At 35.3% G+C, this 16,340-nt stretch carries 14 protein-coding genes and 1 tRNA gene; 11 read left to right on the forward strand and 4 right to left on the reverse strand.

The genetic code is table 11. From position 1 onward, the window contains the following. The 3 genes from CAN42_RS09050 to CAN42_RS00025 form a co-directional block, all read left to right on the forward strand. Nucleotides 1–1,433: S-layer homology domain-containing protein (locus CAN42_RS09050; protein ID WP_245149815.1), on the forward strand; the 1,433-nt coding region annotated here is incomplete at its 5' end. Between the two features lie 289 nt (nucleotides 1,434–1,722). After that, the gene (locus CAN42_RS09120; protein WP_280630418.1) at nucleotides 1,723–2,172 is read left to right on the forward strand and encodes a transposase family protein; all 450 of its coding nucleotides are present in this window, start codon (nucleotides 1,723–1,725) and stop codon (nucleotides 2,170–2,172) included. Continuing rightward, nucleotides 2,169–2,939, forward strand: coding sequence for an ISL3 family transposase (locus tag CAN42_RS00025; protein WP_167627533.1), 771 nt, complete (start codon nucleotides 2,169–2,171; stop codon nucleotides 2,937–2,939). The genes CAN42_RS09120 and CAN42_RS00025 overlap by 4 nt, the downstream gene beginning before the upstream one ends. A 595-nt stretch (nucleotides 2,940–3,534) precedes the next feature. Here CAN42_RS00025 and CAN42_RS00040 read toward each other — a convergent pair. After that, on the reverse strand, nucleotides 3,535–4,620 hold the full coding sequence (locus CAN42_RS00040) for a M24 family metallopeptidase (protein ID WP_085875022.1): 1,086 nt from the start codon (nucleotides 4,618–4,620) through the stop codon (nucleotides 3,535–3,537). A 975-nt stretch (nucleotides 4,621–5,595) separates the two neighbouring features. Continuing rightward, nucleotides 5,596–6,282: an endolytic transglycosylase MltG gene (locus tag CAN42_RS00045; RefSeq protein ID WP_085875023.1), complete on the reverse strand. Its 687-nt coding sequence runs from the start codon at nucleotides 6,280–6,282 to the stop codon at nucleotides 5,596–5,598. A gap of 73 nt (nucleotides 6,283–6,355) precedes the next feature. Here CAN42_RS00045 and CAN42_RS00050 point away from each other — a divergent pair, with 73 nt between their 5' ends. The 4 genes from CAN42_RS00050 to CAN42_RS00065 are packed head-to-tail and all read left to right on the forward strand — an operon-like array spanning nucleotide 6,356 to nucleotide 11,158. Continuing rightward, entirely contained in the window at nucleotides 6,356–7,345 is a 990-nt protein-coding gene (locus CAN42_RS00050; protein WP_085875024.1) for an RluA family pseudouridine synthase, read from the forward strand. Next, a complete protein-coding gene (locus tag CAN42_RS00055; RefSeq protein ID WP_085875025.1) occupies nucleotides 7,326–9,938 on the forward strand; it encodes a PD-(D/E)XK nuclease family protein in 2,613 nt (870 codons plus the stop codon). Before CAN42_RS00050 ends, CAN42_RS00055 begins: the two co-directional genes overlap by 20 nt. Beyond that, the gene (locus tag CAN42_RS00060; protein ID WP_085875026.1) at nucleotides 9,931–10,470 is read left to right on the forward strand and encodes a 5-formyltetrahydrofolate cyclo-ligase; all 540 of its coding nucleotides are present in this window, start codon (nucleotides 9,931–9,933) and stop codon (nucleotides 10,468–10,470) included. The genes CAN42_RS00055 and CAN42_RS00060 overlap by 8 nt, the downstream gene beginning before the upstream one ends. After that, nucleotides 10,457–11,158 carry a CPBP family intramembrane glutamic endopeptidase gene (locus CAN42_RS00065; protein WP_245149816.1) on the forward strand — a complete coding sequence of 234 codons (702 nt, stop codon included), beginning with the start codon at nucleotides 10,457–10,459 and terminating at the stop codon, nucleotides 11,156–11,158. The genes CAN42_RS00060 and CAN42_RS00065 overlap by 14 nt, the downstream gene beginning before the upstream one ends. A 258-nt stretch (nucleotides 11,159–11,416) precedes the next feature. On the opposite strand, the gene CAN42_RS00070 is transcribed toward CAN42_RS00065, so the two are convergent. After that, the gene (locus CAN42_RS00070) at nucleotides 11,417–11,593 is read right to left on the reverse strand and encodes a DUF2179 domain-containing protein (RefSeq protein WP_277217966.1); all 177 of its coding nucleotides are present in this window, start codon (nucleotides 11,591–11,593) and stop codon (nucleotides 11,417–11,419) included. Nucleotides 11,594–12,143: 550 nt separating this feature from the next. On the opposite strand from CAN42_RS00070, the gene CAN42_RS00075 reads away from it, so the two are divergent. Continuing rightward, complete coding sequence (locus tag CAN42_RS00075; protein ID WP_062571341.1) at nucleotides 12,144–13,409, forward strand: Glu/Leu/Phe/Val family dehydrogenase; 1,266 nt, start codon at nucleotides 12,144–12,146, stop codon at nucleotides 13,407–13,409. A gap of 195 nt (nucleotides 13,410–13,604) precedes the next feature. On the opposite strand, the gene CAN42_RS00080 is transcribed toward CAN42_RS00075, so the two are convergent. Beyond that, nucleotides 13,605–13,678, reverse strand: a tRNA-Cys gene (locus tag CAN42_RS00080). Nucleotides 13,679–13,818: 140 nt separating this feature from the next. On the opposite strand from CAN42_RS00080, the gene CAN42_RS00085 reads away from it, so the two are divergent. Genes CAN42_RS00085 through CAN42_RS00095 form a run of 3 tightly spaced genes read left to right on the forward strand, consistent with a single transcriptional unit; the run spans nucleotide 13,819 to nucleotide 16,095 of the window. Continuing rightward, the gene (locus tag CAN42_RS00085) at nucleotides 13,819–14,295 is read left to right on the forward strand and encodes a dihydrofolate reductase (protein ID WP_085875027.1); all 477 of its coding nucleotides are present in this window, start codon (nucleotides 13,819–13,821) and stop codon (nucleotides 14,293–14,295) included. Continuing rightward, nucleotides 14,292–14,966 carry a response regulator transcription factor gene (locus CAN42_RS00090; protein ID WP_085875028.1) on the forward strand — a complete coding sequence of 225 codons (675 nt, stop codon included), beginning with the start codon at nucleotides 14,292–14,294 and terminating at the stop codon, nucleotides 14,964–14,966. The genes CAN42_RS00085 and CAN42_RS00090 overlap by 4 nt, the downstream gene beginning before the upstream one ends. Continuing rightward, nucleotides 14,953–16,095 carry a sensor histidine kinase gene (locus tag CAN42_RS00095; protein ID WP_085875029.1) on the forward strand — a complete coding sequence of 381 codons (1,143 nt, stop codon included), beginning with the start codon at nucleotides 14,953–14,955 and terminating at the stop codon, nucleotides 16,093–16,095. Before CAN42_RS00090 ends, CAN42_RS00095 begins: the two co-directional genes overlap by 14 nt. Nucleotides 16,096–16,340 lie beyond the last annotated feature (245 nt).

The raw sequence follows: 16,340 nt of genomic DNA on the forward strand, positions 1-16,340 counted from the left end.
GGACAGCAAATGTACCTGAAGGGAAAAAATTAACAGAAGGTCAAACAGTAAAAGCTAAAGCTACAGTAACTGGAAAGACTGAATCAAAAGAAGGAACAGCAACAGTAGGTAAAGCTGAAGAACAAACTGCCCCACCAACTATCACAGAACCAAAAGCTGGAGATAAAACTATCTCAGGTACAGGTGTTCCAGGAGCTAAAGTTAGCGTTACTAAAGAGGATAAGGGTGGAACTGGTCAAGGCTCACCAATTGCTAAAGATGTACTTGTAGGCAATGATGGAAAATGGACAGCTGAGGTACCTGATGGAGTAAATCTTGAAGAAGGCGACACAATCTTAGCTACACAAAAAGAAGATGGTAAAGATGAATCTGACCAAGCTCAAGCAAAAGTAAAAGGAAAAGAAACTCCTACACCTCAAAAACCTAGCGTAACTTATCCTTACACTAACATTGATAAGGGAGATACTAAGAAAGTAACTCCTGACATCAAGGATAAGGATGGAAAAACTACTACACCTGATACAACTCCAGAAGTTGTTCAACCAGGTAATGGTGTTATAGTTACACCTAACAAGGATGGTTCTATAGATGTAACTGTTCCTAAGGATTATGATGGTCCAGATACAATTACAGTTGATATAACTGTTAAGGTTGATGGAAAGGATATTCCTACTAAACTTGTTATTAGAGTTAATAATGGTGGAGAAGTAGAAATTCCTGGAATTAAGTATAAGGATCACTACATTCCAACATACCCAGTTTATGTAAGTGTACCTGATAAAAAAGAACCTGTTCAAGATATCTTCACTCACGAACAATATATCTTTGGTTATCCAGATGATACAATTAGACCGGATGGAGATATGACAAGAGCAGAAGCTATAGCAGTAGTTGCTAGACTTCAAAAGCTAGACCTAAGCGACAAGACTTCTAACATCTATAAAGACACTAAGGCAGGCATGTGGTACAACGCTGCAATCAACGCTGCATTTAGAGAAGGATATTTATTAGAAAAAGAAGGCGAAAACATTAGACCAAATGACAAGATCACAAGAGCAGAACTTGCATTACTAATTAGCCACATCGACAAGAAGAATGATACAGTAGCACCATTCGAAGATGTGAAGGGTCACAAGTTTGAAGCAGCAATCAACCAAGCATATGGTAATGAAAGAATAAAGGGATATCCAGATGGAACATTCAAACCAGACAATTCAATAACAAGAGCAGAAGTAGCTACAATGTTAAACAAATTGTACGATAGATACCCTGACAAAAACTATATTGATGCAAACCAAAATCTAGTTCACAATTACAAAGACATGTCTTATAAAGGACACTGGGGATATTATGAACTTGTAGAAGCATACCATACTCACAAATTTGCAAGACTTGCAAACAATATGGAAGAATGGAAATCTATAATCAAATAATTTTGATTTGCTATAGAAAAAGGACTCAAGCACGAGTCCTTTTTTCTTAAATATTTTGGTTCTATAATAAATAGTGTTGGTGAGAAATCATCAGCACTATTTTTGTATCGAAATGTATAAAAAATAGACATAGAAATCACATTCCTATAAAATATAGTTGCTACCAAATATCAAGGAGTGATTCTATGTCTATTAATAATTATATAAGAGATTTGTTGAACATTAAAGATAAAAATATAGTAATTGAAATATTATTGTCAAGAAAGTTAAGTACATAGATACTAAATTTATTTATGGGAAATTAACTTACAATCCAGAGGTTTGTCCATGCTGCGGTCATGTTAATGAATCCTTTAATATTATCAAATATGGTACTAAAACCTGTAAGATTAAACTTTCTAATATTTCTAATATTCCTACTATTCTTTTTCTAAAAAAGCAAAGATTTTTGTGCAAAGAGTGTGGTTCAACTTTTATTGCTAGAACCGATATAGTTAATGAATATTCTAATATTTCTAATGATGTTAAAAGAAAGATTGCCTTAGATCTTACTAAAATTTCATCCTTTAAGTCTATTGCTGAATCTAATGGTGTTAGCCACAATACTGTTGTTAGAGTTTTTAAAGAATGGAAAAAATCCTTTAAGCAGGATTTTTCTTATCTTCCACCTGCACTATCTATAGACGAATTTAAGTCTACTAAAAATGTATCAGGTGCAATACCCATAGGGCACACGTGAGCTTTATTTGCACAAATTCTATCACAGGTGAGATTATTGATATTCTTCCTGATAGGAGACTATTTAAACTAGATAATTATTTTCTAAGATTCCCAAGAAGAGTTAGAGATCAGGTTAAGATTGTTGTTTGTGATATTTACTCTCCCTACATGGAACTTGTTAAAAAGGTTTTTAAAAATGCTTGTATTGTCCTAGATAAGTTTCATATTGTTCAAAACATTACTCGTGCTTTCAATATGGCAAGAGTTCAACTAATGAAGAAGTTTAAAACAGATTCTCATGAGTATAGGTGTTTAAAAAGGTACTGGAAGTTATTATTGCTCCCTAAAGCTAAGTTAATATCAACACATTTTAAAAGTTACCCTTGTTTTAAAAAATTTATATCTCAAAAAGAAATAGTTGAGCATATTTTAGATTTTGACTATTCTTTCAGGATGATTTATGACTTAATTCAAAATATTCTATTTGCTATTAGAGAGAAAAATTTTGACACTTTAAAGACTCTATTACAGGAATCTAAGCCTGAAGAGTTTGGGGAAATATATAGCAAAATTAAGACGGCGATAAGTACAGCTATCAAACATTTAGAAAAGATTAAGAATACTTTAAATACTAATTACAACAATGGAAAAATTGAAGGTATTAACAACAAGATTAAAATTATTAAGAGAGTTTCATATGGCTATCGGTCTTTTGATAATTTTAGATTGAGAATATTTTTATGTTTTTATCATAAAAAAATATATGGTTTAAGCCCTAAGACATAAACCATATTTCATTAATTTTTATTCACCAACACTATTTGACATAGAGCCCCTCTGGTTACTGGATTTACAGTAAGTTTTCTTCCTAATGATGAGTAGACTTTTTTAGTTCTGATAGATTCATCCTTTCAATTATATTTTTTACAAGTCTTAATTTAACATTATCTTTTATATATATTTCTGTATTAAAGTTTAATCTTAGTTGAATTGTATCATTAACTAGCGTATAGTTAGTTAAAGATAATGTATTTTTATTTGTTTTCATAAATACATTGTATCAAAAAAGACGAGGATTTTTATGTTTCCTCGTCTTTTTTCTATGATGGGACTTTTGCAACAGCCCCTTCTTCTTTACATATGTCTTTATTCAATTGTGAGCTTACGGGAGTGCCCCAGCGTGTTGAAGTCTTATGAGTTCGTAAAGTTTGCCAATAAACTGAAAGCTAATAAGGTTGTAAGCAAAAAGTTCGGAGACGTTAAAAAAATTCCACTGTTCGAGCGAGCGAATAAGCCACTTGTGCCCGAATGGGTATAAATCCCCTCCAAAAGAGGAATTAAAGCCTTGGGCTTTAGAAAAAGATTCTTAAAGAACTCTTCTTTAATTTACTGGTACTACCTTAAGTTCTTTTGAAACCTTATTAAGCACCTCACACCCATCTTCTGTTATTAAGACTAAGTCTTCTATCCTAACTCCTATTCCTTCGTCTAATAGATAGATTCCTGGTTCTACGGAGAAGATTTGTCCCACTTCTATTATGCTGTCGTTGACTGATGATACGTCACCTGCTTCGTGGGTTTCTAGTCCTATGGAGTGGCCTGTTCTGTGGGTGAAGTATTTGCCGTAGCCTTTTTCTTCTATATAGGATCTTGCTGCCTTGTCGACGTCTGACATCTTGTTGCCTGGTTTTGCTGCAGCGATTCCTCTTAGGTTGGCTTCTTTTACTATTTCATATATTTCTCTCGCTCTGTCACTTACTTCACCTATGAATACTGTTCGTGTCATATCTGATGCGTAATTTTTGTACATTCCTCCAATGTCTAGGACTACGCAGTTGCCTAGTTTGCCCTTGGTGTTGTCTGTGAAGTGGTGGGGGTCTGCTGCTGATCTGCCATAGGCTGTGATTGGTTCGAAGGAAACTTCTTCGACTCCATGGGCCTTGTAGATTTCTTTTAGTTTTTGGGAAAGTTCTTTTTCGCTTAGACCCTTAACAACCCAAGGGATGATGTCTTCCATTACCTTGTCGTTGATGGCTGAGGATTCACGCATTAGTTGTTTTTCTTCTTCGTCTTTTATTCTTCTAACTGCGTCTACTATTGTGGATCCATTTACATATTTTTTATCTGGGAAGATTTCTTGAAGTCTTAGAAGGAACTTAGCTGACCAAAATTTGTCGATTCCTATGACTTCATCGTCTTTTATATATTTGGAAAGTTTTTCAATTCCATCTTCTATATCGTTGTACCAAATAAAGTCAAGATCTGCCTCTTCTTCTTGTGGGAAGAGTTCGTTGATTAGAAGCTTTATGTCTCCGTCCTTGTGTATGTAAAGGGCAAGGGCTCTTTCGCCTGGCTCTATCATCCTATCAAGGAGATAAAATATTGCGTAGGGGTCTGAGATTATCATGTGATGAAGTTTGGCTTCTTCCATTTTTTTTATAAGTCTATTAATTCTATTTTTGTGCATAGTGTGTCCTCCGTTTCTTTTTTTTCAAATATATCACAAATTTATTTTTATATCCATGGGGAAAAGACTTCGTCTTTATGGATTAAAAAAAAGATTTCATCTTTGTAAATCTTTTTGTAAAGCAGAGCTTTACTATTCCCATTCCGGAGGGGGTTAGGACCTTTCGATTGGTCCTTCCCCCTCCGGGCCACCCCCAACACCTTCAACGACCTGGCAGGGGCCTTTGCTTACAACCCCGAGCGGCAGACAGCCTAAAATTCAAAACTCACTAAGCTAACACTTATTCTTTATAAAACTTTAAAATTAATAAAATCTCTACCTTTAATAAGATAAAAATTTAATCGCTTAGTTCAAACAGTTGAATTTTTTAACGTCTGTCTTGCCTTACGGGGTTCTTCAAACTTATTTCACGGTTTTACCTATACACATTTTCAAACTTATCTTGAGTTACATATCAAAACCTAACAAGTAAAATAAATCTTCGCATCAAAAAAAGCTTAATCAGTAACGACTAAGCTTTAACTTATTATGAGTTTATATTTATTTGTGAGTTTATAGTTTTCTATTACTTCATAAAGAATTACAACTTATTTCATAAGCCGTGAGCTGATCGAGTGCATCTAATGAGCAAAAAAATCGGTTATGCGTTAAAAATTTTCAACTGTTTGAATTCGCGAAGCGAATGAGTTTTGAAAATTTAGCATGACCGATTTTTTTGGACTCAACGTACGTGGGGTGAAGGGGGTGGTTTGGAGGGGCAAGGGGCCTCACGATGCCCCTAAGCCCCTCCAATATTGATTCGTAAAGCTCTGCTTTACAAAAATTTCTCAAAGATAAAGTCTTTATGTAATTTAAAAAGATTTAAAGCCTTTGGATTTGCAAAACTTAATTAAATAATAAATCTTATTCAAAAATTTATAAAAGCAGAGCTTTTACCATAATTTTGCACAAAAAAAATCTGTAGTTTCCTACAGATTATTTTTGTGTCAATGTTTTTATTATGTTTTCTACTTTTGTAGGCATTGTGAACTCGTGGTCTCCTGGTGCGAAGGCTGTTACTCCAAGTCTATTGCATTCTGCTACGAAGGCTTGGTCTGATTTAATTGCGCCAAGGTCTAGGAGTTTTTTGCCTACTTGGGCTGGACCTTCTCCTTCTGCTATGTTGAGCTTGTAGGGTTTTAGTTCTATGCCTGCTATTTCTGCAAGGATTTCTTTTACCTTCATGCCTTTGTCGAAATCATAGGCGCCTGGTACTATCTTGCCTTCGATTTGCATGTCTTCTGCAAGGGCCTTGTAAGTTGGCAGGTCTTTAATTAGTCCTTTGGAAATTAAAAGTTCTCCAAGGCTATCTAGGTTTGTTCCTTCTGGAACTGTAAAGTTGTTTACATTTTCGTCTTTTTCATCTTTTTTATCATCATCTACTAGGACAACTGGCTTAACAATTTTTTCTTTTCTAAGTCCTGTTGCTATAAGTAGGTCACCATAAGTTTTTTTAACTTCTTCTACTATTCCAATTTTTACATTTTTTGTTGTGATAGATTTTAAGTAAAGTGTATCTATCCTCCACTTGATTACAAAAATTAGGAAGAGGAAGAAGAGTATTGATATTAAAACTTGGCAGAATTTAATAAAAAAGAGTTTGCCTCTGTTAAAATTATTCAAAATAAACCTCTTTTCTTCTTGTTTTGATATAATTATATCAGCAAAGCCGTAAAATGAAAAGTTTGGAGATTTTATGAGAGAAATTATTATTAATAAGAACGATGAGGGAAGAAGACTGGATAGGTTTTTGAAAATTTATTTTGAGAAGGCACCTCTTTCCTTTATATATAAAAATTTGAGGAAGAAGAACATCGTGGTCAATGGCAAGAGGGCAAAGCCTGAGGACATTTTAAGTGAGGGCGACGAGATCAAATTATTTTTGGCAGAGGAGACTATTGAGAAGTTTAAAAAGGATATTAAGAAGTCAAAAAATTCTAAGTTGCCAGATGTTTTATACGAGGATGATGACATCATTCTTGTGAAGAAGCCCATCAACTTGCTTACCCACAACGATACAAAAGGCTATCAAGACAATGCCCTTGACAGGATGGTGGACTATCTCATCGCCAAGGGGGATTACAAGCCTAGGCTTGAGAAGTCCTTTAGGCCTGCCTTTGTCAATAGACTTGACAGGAATACTTCTGGAATCTTAATTGGGGCAAAAAATTTGAAGTCTTTGCAGGACTTAAATGCTGCTATTAAGAAGAGGGAGATTAAAAAACTTTATCTCACTCTTGTGGCTGGCAAAGTTACGAAAGATTTTGATGTTGATATAAACTTGAAGAAAACTGGCAATAATGTGATGATGAAGTCTTCAAGGGATGAGGGCAAGAGGGCTATCACAGGCTTTAAGGTCTTGAAGTCCAACAAGGACTACTCTCTTTTGTCTGTTAACTTGATTACTGGAAGGACCCATCAAATTAGGGCATCTTTAAAGGAAGTGGGCCTTGCCATTGTTGGCGATAGGAAGTATGGTGAGGACAGGGTCAACAAGGTCTTTAGGGAGAGGGGACTTGACTCACAGTTCTTGCACAATTACGCCATCGTTTTTGATGCAGATGCCTTTAAGGATTTAAGGGGCAAGTCCTTTGTCTACCTTCCTGAGGGTAAGATGAAGGACATAGCGGAAGATATTTTTAAGATAAATTTAGGGGATTTGTTAAATGAAAAAAATAATTTTTAGGTCTCCAAGAGAGGACTTAGATTTTGAAAACTTAAGGGGCGAGAAAACTCTTGTGGTCTTGCCCTCTCAATCTGCCATAAATTTTTACATAAGGGACATGCTTAGAAGGGGCATGGACATAAATAAGACTGAGTTCGAAACTTTTGACGGGATTGGAAGAAGGAATAGGGCAAAGAGGCCTGATGGGATTTTAAAGTATTTGGTCTTGTCAAAGCTTATGAAGGAAGAGATAAGGACCTTTAAAATTTTTCCGGAGACTGTGGACTTTGTATTGGATTTTTTTGATGAGCTTGCAGAGAATTATTTAGACCCAGGGGACCTTGAGAAAATTCCTGGAGAGCTTTTTGTTGAACTTTCCAAGGTCTTTCAAAGTTATAGGGAGTACTTTGCTGCGAAGGACTACGACATATATGGAAGGGTCAAGGAAGAGTCCATTAGGGCAAGCAAGTTTGATTCTATAATAATTTCTGGCTTTTTGGAATTTGGCAAGACTGAGGAAGAAATTATAAAAATTTTATCTGACTTATCTGATATAGAAGGGAAAAATATTTTTATTGACCTGCCCTTTAACTTTATGGAGTCAAGTCTAGTGGATGAGCTTATTAAAAAATTAGAATCCTATGGCTTTGACCTTGATGAGAGAGAGCCTATTGACTACAAAAAAGAAATAGACAGATCCAAGATAAAAGTTTTGTCCTCAAAGGATGATTTTTATAATTTATTTTTCTCTAATGTGAAGCTTTTGTTGAAGGACGAAGCAGTAAGTGGCCTTACAATTTTAAGTGGGTCTCCTAGCCTTTCGGAGAAGATTAGGGGGAGAGAAAAGTTTCAGGGCCTTGAATTTAATCTGCCAAGGAAGGAGAGGTCTTTACTAGAGAGAGAATTCGTTGGTATTTTAGATTATTTTCTCGACAAGTCCAAGGAGAATACTTTAAAGCGAGTTAGGATGTTCTTCTTTCCTCTAGGGATTGATGAAGTTAATATTGAATCAAGTCTTATGGCATATAATTTTAAAAACTTAGGGGACATAGATTTTTCAAAGCAAAGGGACCTAAGGCTAAACGAAGGCGAGCTTGATGACTTCTTAAGGGGAGTGGACCTTTTAAAGGATGAATGGATTTCTCCAAGGGAAGAGGTTTCTTATTATCTTGAATTTTTCAAAAATTATTTGGAAGGTCCTAGGGGAAAGATAGAAAAGGCTCTTGAAAGGGATCCCGAAAGTCCAAGAATTCGTGATCAAAGATTTTTGGATGAACTTGACCAAGTCTTTATAAAGATGGAGGGCTTGAAAGAATTTTATAAGTCTATTGACCTTGGTGACTTTGTCTTGATCCTCAAAAAATACATGGAAAAGATTAGACTTGATGAAGTCCAAAATCTTGAAGGAATTGAAATTTCAAACCAAGCCTCCAACTATTACAGAAAGTTTAAAAACTTATTTTTAATTGGCTTTGACGAGAACTATCAAGATGGCAAGAGGACCAACTTCATCTACAAGATGGAAAGTCAGGCAGTCATGGAAGAGCTTGGACTTATAAAAGATAATTTCAAGAGGGACTACGCTTATTTAATCTATGACTTACTTGTGGCAGAAAAGCTTTTGATCCTCTGTGGGGACAGGGAAAAGGGATTTTCAAAACTTTTGAATTCCTTGATACTTGACCTTGACCTAGAGGTTGAGGAAGTTAAAAAAATTTATGAAACAGGGAAACTTTATAGGACAAGTGAGGTCAAAGAAAATTCTTATCTCATAGATGCAGGCGAACTTGGGGAGATTAACAAGAAGATTTCTGAGAGACCCTACTCAGTTACAGACTTTGACATCCTAAAGGACTGTCCTAGACGCTTTCTATTTGAGAGGGTCTACAGGATTGGCAAGCTTGAAAAGGACTACGAGGACAGATTTTTTATTGAGGCTGGAGAAATCTACCACAAGGTTTTGGAAAGCTACTTCAAGCAAGAAGAGGGCTTCGATGAAGATAAACTTTTAAAGATAATTTTGGAAGTTGAAAATCTTGGGGACTTTGATGATCTTTCCTTCTTGGATAAGGTCTCAGTCCTAAACTCCCAAAAAATTCTTGGAGACTATATAAAGAAGGATCTAGAGGGTCAAGCCAAGTATGGTTACAAGCCATCTTACTTTGAGGAAGGTTTTGAAACAGAAATAAATGGTCTAAAGATAAGGGGAAGGATTGACAGGATTGATGCCCTTGGGGACAGGGAGATCATCATGGACTACAAGAGGTCAGGTGTCAAAAAGAAAAAAGAAATTGATGAGCTGAAGTCCTTCCAGATGCCCCTTTACGCTATTGCGAGAAAAAAATTGGGTAAGAAAATATCAATGGCTAACTACGGGTCTATTAAGAGGGGAGAAATCGCAACTGTGATAAAGAACTCTGACTTCCTGCCAAAGGATGACAAGGGTAGGTATTATATGACAGATGAAGACTTGAAGGACCTCTTAGATAAATTTGAAGCTGAAATTGTCAGACTAACTTCTAGCATTAGGTCTGGCGATTATGAATCAACAAGTGATTGCAAAAATTGCGATTACCTAGAAATTTGTGAGAACAAGGAGAGTTTTAATGGATAAAAAAGAACTAAGGAAAAAATATACGAAGGTCAGGGCAGAGGTTGAGGACAAGGACCTCAAGGACAAGTTGATAAGAAAAAATTTAAGGGAACTTGATCTTTATAAAAATGCCAAGTCTGTCTTTGTTTTTATTTCTTATAGGTCAGAAGTTGACACCAAGGGAATAATTGATGACATCTTGGCAGATGGGAAGAAACTTTTAGTGCCTCTTGTAAAGGGGAGCGAGATGATTGCTGTTGAAGTAAAGGGGATTGATGACCTTGAGCCAAACAAGATGGGGATACTTGAACCTAAGTCTGGAGAAGAAGTAACAGATGTTGACTTGACTATCACACCTGGGCTTGCCTTTGACAAGGCAGGCTATAGGCTTGGCTATGGTGGTGGTTACTATGACAAGTTCTTCTCCAAGGTGGACACAATAAGGATGGGGATTGGTTATTATGACCAATTCGTTGAAGGTCTTGTTCACGAAGACTATGACAAGCCTCTTGAATATCTTTTGACTGACAGGGGATTGATTGAATTTGAATAATTATAATAGAAGATATCCAAGCATAGAAGCCAAGACTTGGAAGTGGGTCCTGTCTTTCATCCTTTCTATAGGGTCCTTCTTTTTGGTGAGTTTGATTTTTGAACTCTTGGGAAGTAAAAATGAAATCCTAATTGCCCTTTTAATAAGTGCCTTGTGCCTAGTGGCCCTTTGGGTGGTGGATAGGCAATTTATTTTTAAAGTTTTCTTGCCCTTAAAGATGAAGGACATCCTATATATTTTGTTGGGACTTGGATTTTCCTTTGTTGCAGTTATCCTTGCATCAATTGCAATGGCGCAAATGGGAATTCAGGGGTCAGAAAATCCAATTTTTGATATCTTAAATGATGATAATATAAAGAGATTTATCGTCTCAACTATGATTCAGTTTATCGCTGAAGAAATAATTTTTATAATTCCATTCTTGTTTGTGATTAACAAATTGAGGACAAAAAATGAAAAGTTAAAGACCCTAGCAGCAATCCTTGTGTCATCACTTATATTTGGAGCCATGCACCTGACAACTTACAACTTCAACATCCTCCAGGCAGTCCTTGTGATATCCATAATAAGAACGGGCCTTACCATGTCCTATGTGCTTTCAAAGAACTTGACAGTGACTTATTTAGTTCATATGATTTACGATTGGACCTTGATTTGGATTTACTTGACAGCCGGTAAAATGGCATAGGTTTGTGGGATTTAATGACTTTATAAAAAGCTACGAGTTTGTAAAAAATTGTGACTTTGTAAAGATTTATAAACTTAGTAGAAAACTATAAGTTTGTAAATAATTATGAACTTTGAAAAAATTTATGACTTTGTAAACAATTATGAACTTGTAAGATTTAAAAAATAAAAATGGATAAACTTGTAAAAACTTATAAAAAAATAACCACGGCTTAATGGGACACCATAAAGTCGTGGTTTTGTTTTTGCACAAAAATAGTTAAATTGAAAGCTCCTTGAAACCCTTGCCAAGAATCTCTGAAGTGTCAGAAACTGTGACAAAGGCATCCTTGTCAGTCCTCTTGATAATTTGCCTAACCTTGACAAGTTGCCTTGAAGAGCAAACACAGTAGAGGATGTAGACCTCCTTCTTCTTGTAGGAAGTCACCCCCTTGATATAAGTTAGTTGAGTTTAATTATATAAGAAATGGGAGAGGTGATTTCGATGCTAGGAAAAGTTATAGAAATCAATTTCCCGCTAAAAGCTTTTGAAAAAAATTATGACTTTAGAACTTCTTTAATGTAATTGCAGCTTAACACCATTGCTTTTGCGATAAAATTTATAGACAAAAAATTAAATCTATAAATTTAATAATAGTAAAAATATGTTGTAAAAAAGAATTAAAAAAGCTTATGGTATAGCTTAAGAACTTAACCTTTGGTCACTTGGTGAAAATGATTACAGGGTCATAATAACTAAGATTTATTTAAGGGTGGAAAGAAATAGAAGTAGAAAAATTTATAGATTCTAAATAATAAAAAAATTACTATCGTTTACTAATTGAATTAATAAGGACCTAAAAAAAATAAAATGATTAAACTAAAATATATTATATCTAACAATTAGTTAAACTTAATTGGTATGCTTGAACTTAATTTTTCTATTTGCTATAATTAGGACTGTAAGAAATGGTTATCATGATTATACATAAAGGAGAGTGTTAAAAATGACAGATACTTTAAATCCGTTAGTAGCAGCTCAACAAAAAGTTAAGGCTGCATGTGACAAGCTAGGTTGCGACCCAGCAGTTTATGAACTTCTAAAAGAACCAGAAAGAGTTATTGAAATCTCTATTCCAGTAAAAATGGATGACGGTTCAGTAAAAGTTTTCAAAGGTTGGAGATCAGCTCACTCAACAGCAGTTGGTCCTTCTAAGGGTGGCGTTAGATTCCATCCAAATGTATGCCTAGACGAAGTTAAGGCTCTATCTCTTTGGATGACTTTCAAAGGTGGCGCACTTGGTCTTCCATACGGTGGAGGAAAAGGTGGAATTTGTGTTGATCCATCTGAACTTTCTAAAAGAGAATTAGAACAACTTTGTAGAGGTTGGATCAGAGGACTTTACAAATACCTTGGTGAAAGAATTGATATTCCAGCACCAGACGTTAACACTAATGGACAAATTATGTCTTGGTTCCTTGATGAATGGATCAAAGTTAACGGAGACAGACAAGATATAGGAATGTTAACTGGTAAACCAGTTGGACTTGGTGGATCTGAAGGAAGAAACGAAGCAACAGGTTTTGGTGTTGCTATAGTAACTAGAGAAGCTGCTAAACGTGAAGGAATTGATTTCGAACACGCTAAGATTGCAGTTCAAGGTTTCGGTAACGTTGGATCTTTCACAGTTAAAAACATTGAAAGACAAGGCGGAAAAGTTTACGCTTTAGCTGAATGGGACAAAAAAGAAGGAAACTACGCTCTATACAATGAAAATGGACTAGACTTCAAAAAACTTCTTGCTTACAAAGAAGAACACCACACACTAATTGGTTACCCAGATGCAAAACAAATTTCAGCTGACGAATTCTGGACAGGTCAATGGGATATCTTAATTCCAGCAGCTCTAGAAAACGTAATTACTGGTGATGTTGCAGCTAAACTTAATGTTAAATTAGTTTGTGAAGCAGCTAACGGTCCTACAACTCCAGAAGGAGATAAGGTTCTTGGCGAAAGAGGAATCAAACTTACTCCAGATATCTTAACTAACTCTGGTGGAGTTCTTGTTTCTTACTACGAATGGGTTCAAAACCAATACGGAATGTACTGGACAGAAGCTGAAGTAGAAAAGAAACAAGAAGCTGATATGATGAAGGCTATTAAAGGCGTATTCGCAGTTTGCGATGAATATGATGTAGTTCCTAGAGAAGGAGTTTACATGTACGGTATTAAATCAATTGACAAAGCTATGAAACTTAGAGGATGGTATTAATCCCTACAAGTAAATAAACACTAAAAAAGCCGCAAGTTATCTTGCGGTTTTTTGCGTTTATAATTATTGAAGTTTTAAAGCTATAAGGTCTATGAGTTTATAAAAATTTATTGGGAGTTAATATTTCACGACTTTATAAAAAATAAAAATAAGCAAAAAAAAATCTACTGAAATTTTTCAGTAGACTTTTTGTTATGGAGGCGACAACCGGATTTGAACCGGTGATAAGGGTGTTGCAGACCCGTGCCTTACCACTTGGCTATGTCGCCATAACAACATTAGTATAGCAGACTAATAAATAAATTACAAGGGAAAAGTTAATTTTCAATCTAAATATGCTAGAAAAAAATCCTAGGAATAGACTGTCTACTAAGATATGATAGTTTTAAGAAGTTTTTAGGAGGTCTAGATGAAGTTACTAATTTTAGTTGATAATAAAAATGCCATTGCCAAAGAGGGCAAGCAAATTATGTTTGTAGACAATGACCTTGAGATGTTTAAGAACTACACAACAAATAATATTATTGTAATGGGACGCAAGACTTTTGACGACATTGGAAGGCAGCTTCCCAACAGGATATCTATTGTTTTCACTAGGTCAGAGAAAGAAGACAAGGAGGACTTGTTTTACATTGACTCAGTAGAAAAGTTAGACAAGATTATTGAGGCTTATCCAGATAAGGAAGTCTTTGTCATTGGGGGAGCGGAAATTGTAAGGCTCCTTTGGGATAGGATTGAGGAATTAATTGTCACAAGAGTTGACACAGTTGTTGAAGGCGCCGATACCTTTATACCAGACTTTGATGGCTTTAAATTAATTGACAAGTCAGAAATCGAAGATGAGAGATACAAGGTTTATCACGAGAAATGGGTTAGGGAAAAATGAAAATTTTAATTGTTGAAGATGAAGAAAAATTATTAAAGTCAATTAAGGAAGGCCTAGTTCATTCAGGCTATGCAGTTGACACAGCCCTTGATGGAGAGGAAGGGTCCTTTATGGCATTTACAAATTCCTATGACTTAATAATATTAGATGTAAACTTGCCAGGGAAAAATGGTTTTGAAATTTTGGAAGAGATAAGAGAGAGAGATAGAGAAGTCAATGTAATAATGCTCACTGCCCTTTCAGATGTTGACGACAGGGTGAGGGGCCTTGACCTTGGAGCCAACGACTATATACTTAAGCCCTTCCACTTTGAAGAGCTAAAGGCAAGGATTAGGTCTCTCTTAAGACGAAAGACTTCCATAAGTGATGCCATCATTAGGGCCCATGGAGTTGAGTTTGACACAGCCAAGAGGACCTTTGCAATTGACAAGGAAGCCTTGAAGCTAACTGCCAAGGAATCAGGCATCTTGGAATATTTATTTTTCAACCTGGGAAGGTATGTCACTGCTGAAGAGTTAATGGACCACGTATGGAATGATGAGGTGGATTTGTTTTCTAACGTTGTGAGGGTCCATATGTCTGCCCTTAGGAAGAAGTTAAAGGACAAGCTTGGGAAAAATATTATAAGAAATGAAATTGGAAAGGGCTATATAATAGATGAAGAAAATTAAAAACGTAAAAAATACCATTGTCTTTAAGCTCATCCTCTCCATAATTTTGATTTTTATTGTAATGACTGCCACATCCAACTATATTATTGGCAAGTACCAAGAAAAGAGGATCCAGGACATTGGCGAAAAAATTGTAATGGAAGAGACCAACAAGGGGAATAAAGACTACTTTATAGTTCTTGAGGACTCAAAGTTGAAGTCAACTAAGGAGATAAAAAACTTTTCTCTAATAGTTATTGGGTCAACAATTGCTCTTGGGTCCCTGGTTTATTATTTTTTAGTTTCCAGAAGCCTAAAACCCTTAAAGGAATTAAAGGAAAAAGTCCAAGAGATTGACATTGACAAGGTGGACAGTGAAGAAAAAATTTACATGGAGGGTCAGTCACAAGAAATCGAAGAACTATCCTTAGCATTTCAAAAGTCCTTAGATAAGATCTATGGGTCCTATGCGAGGGAGAAGGCCCTATCATCTTCCATTGCTCATGAGTTAAACACACCAGTGGCAGTTATGAAGTCCTCACTTGAAATTTATCTAATGAAAAATAAAATTAAGGACCAAGAACTTAAAGAGCTTTTGGATAATTTTGATGAGAACATAGACAGAATTTCAAAAATTATCGAGTCCCTCTTGTTTTTAAATCGTAGAGAGAATGCAATCGCAAGAAAGTTTGACATCAAGGACCTTGTAGAAGAAATTGTCTTTGACTTGGAAGACCTGGCAGAAGAGAAAAATGTAAAACTTATTTCCAAGTTGGGAAGCAGGGAAATTTACACCAGCGACATCTTGCTAGAGAGAGTCCTCTACAATCTTGGAAAGAATGCCATCGCCTACAACAGAGATGGAGGACTTGTAGTCTTTGACTTCGCTGAAGATGAAGAAAATTATTTTATTTATGTTCGAGATACTGGACTTGGAATTGATGAAGAAGAGAAAGAAAAAGTTTTTGATTTATTTTACAGGGTAGATGAATCGAGAAATAAAAAAACTGGCGGCTATGGAATAGGACTTAACCTAGTGAAGAATATTGTAGAAAAGTTAAAAGGCGAAATAAAAATTTTAGATAACCAAGATGACATGGGTAAAAAAAGCGGAACAATTGTAGAAGTTATTTTGCCAAAGGAAAAATAATAAAAGTAAAACCTCCAAAGACAGTGAAGGGAATTGTCAAATGGAGGTTTTTTTTAGAAAAAAATTTTCTTAAGTAATTTATGCTTAATTTATTAAAAACTATATTTTAATAAGTTGGATGGCTTAAAATAGTCAATAAGTCTTGCTATATTAGTGGAAAAGGTTTATTATGTGAGTATATTGAGGCTTTAGTGCTTTAAGGCAATTATTATAATATTTTTAAATTTAGAAAGTACTAATTTTAA

Origin of the sequence: Peptoniphilus vaginalis (assembly GCF_900176605.1) — a bacterium.
In the GTDB taxonomy this organism is placed as follows: domain Bacteria; phylum Bacillota; class Clostridia; order Tissierellales; family Peptoniphilaceae; genus Peptoniphilus_A; species Peptoniphilus_A vaginalis.

What these genes read in the sequence shown, in the direction of transcription:
- CAN42_RS00085 (WP_085875027.1), top strand. Translation starts at nt 13,819, where the DNA reads ATGAAGTTACTAATTTTAGTTGATAATAAAAATGCCATTGCCAAAGAG.
- CAN42_RS00060 (WP_085875026.1), top strand. Translation starts at nt 9,931, where the DNA reads ATGGATAAAAAAGAACTAAGGAAAAAATATACGAAGGTCAGGGCAGAG.
- CAN42_RS00055 (WP_085875025.1), top strand. Translation starts at nt 7,326, where the DNA reads ATGAAAAAAATAATTTTTAGGTCTCCAAGAGAGGACTTAGATTTTGAA.
- CAN42_RS00090 (WP_085875028.1), top strand. Translation starts at nt 14,292, where the DNA reads ATGAAAATTTTAATTGTTGAAGATGAAGAAAAATTATTAAAGTCAATT.
- CAN42_RS00075 (WP_062571341.1), top strand. Translation starts at nt 12,144, where the DNA reads ATGACAGATACTTTAAATCCGTTAGTAGCAGCTCAACAAAAAGTTAAG.
- CAN42_RS00050 (WP_085875024.1), top strand. Translation starts at nt 6,356, where the DNA reads ATGAGAGAAATTATTATTAATAAGAACGATGAGGGAAGAAGACTGGAT.
- CAN42_RS00095 (WP_085875029.1), top strand. Translation starts at nt 14,953, where the DNA reads ATGAAGAAAATTAAAAACGTAAAAAATACCATTGTCTTTAAGCTCATC.
- CAN42_RS00040 (WP_085875022.1), bottom strand. Translation starts at nt 4,620, where the DNA reads ATGCACAAAAATAGAATTAATAGACTTATAAAAAAAATGGAAGAAGCC.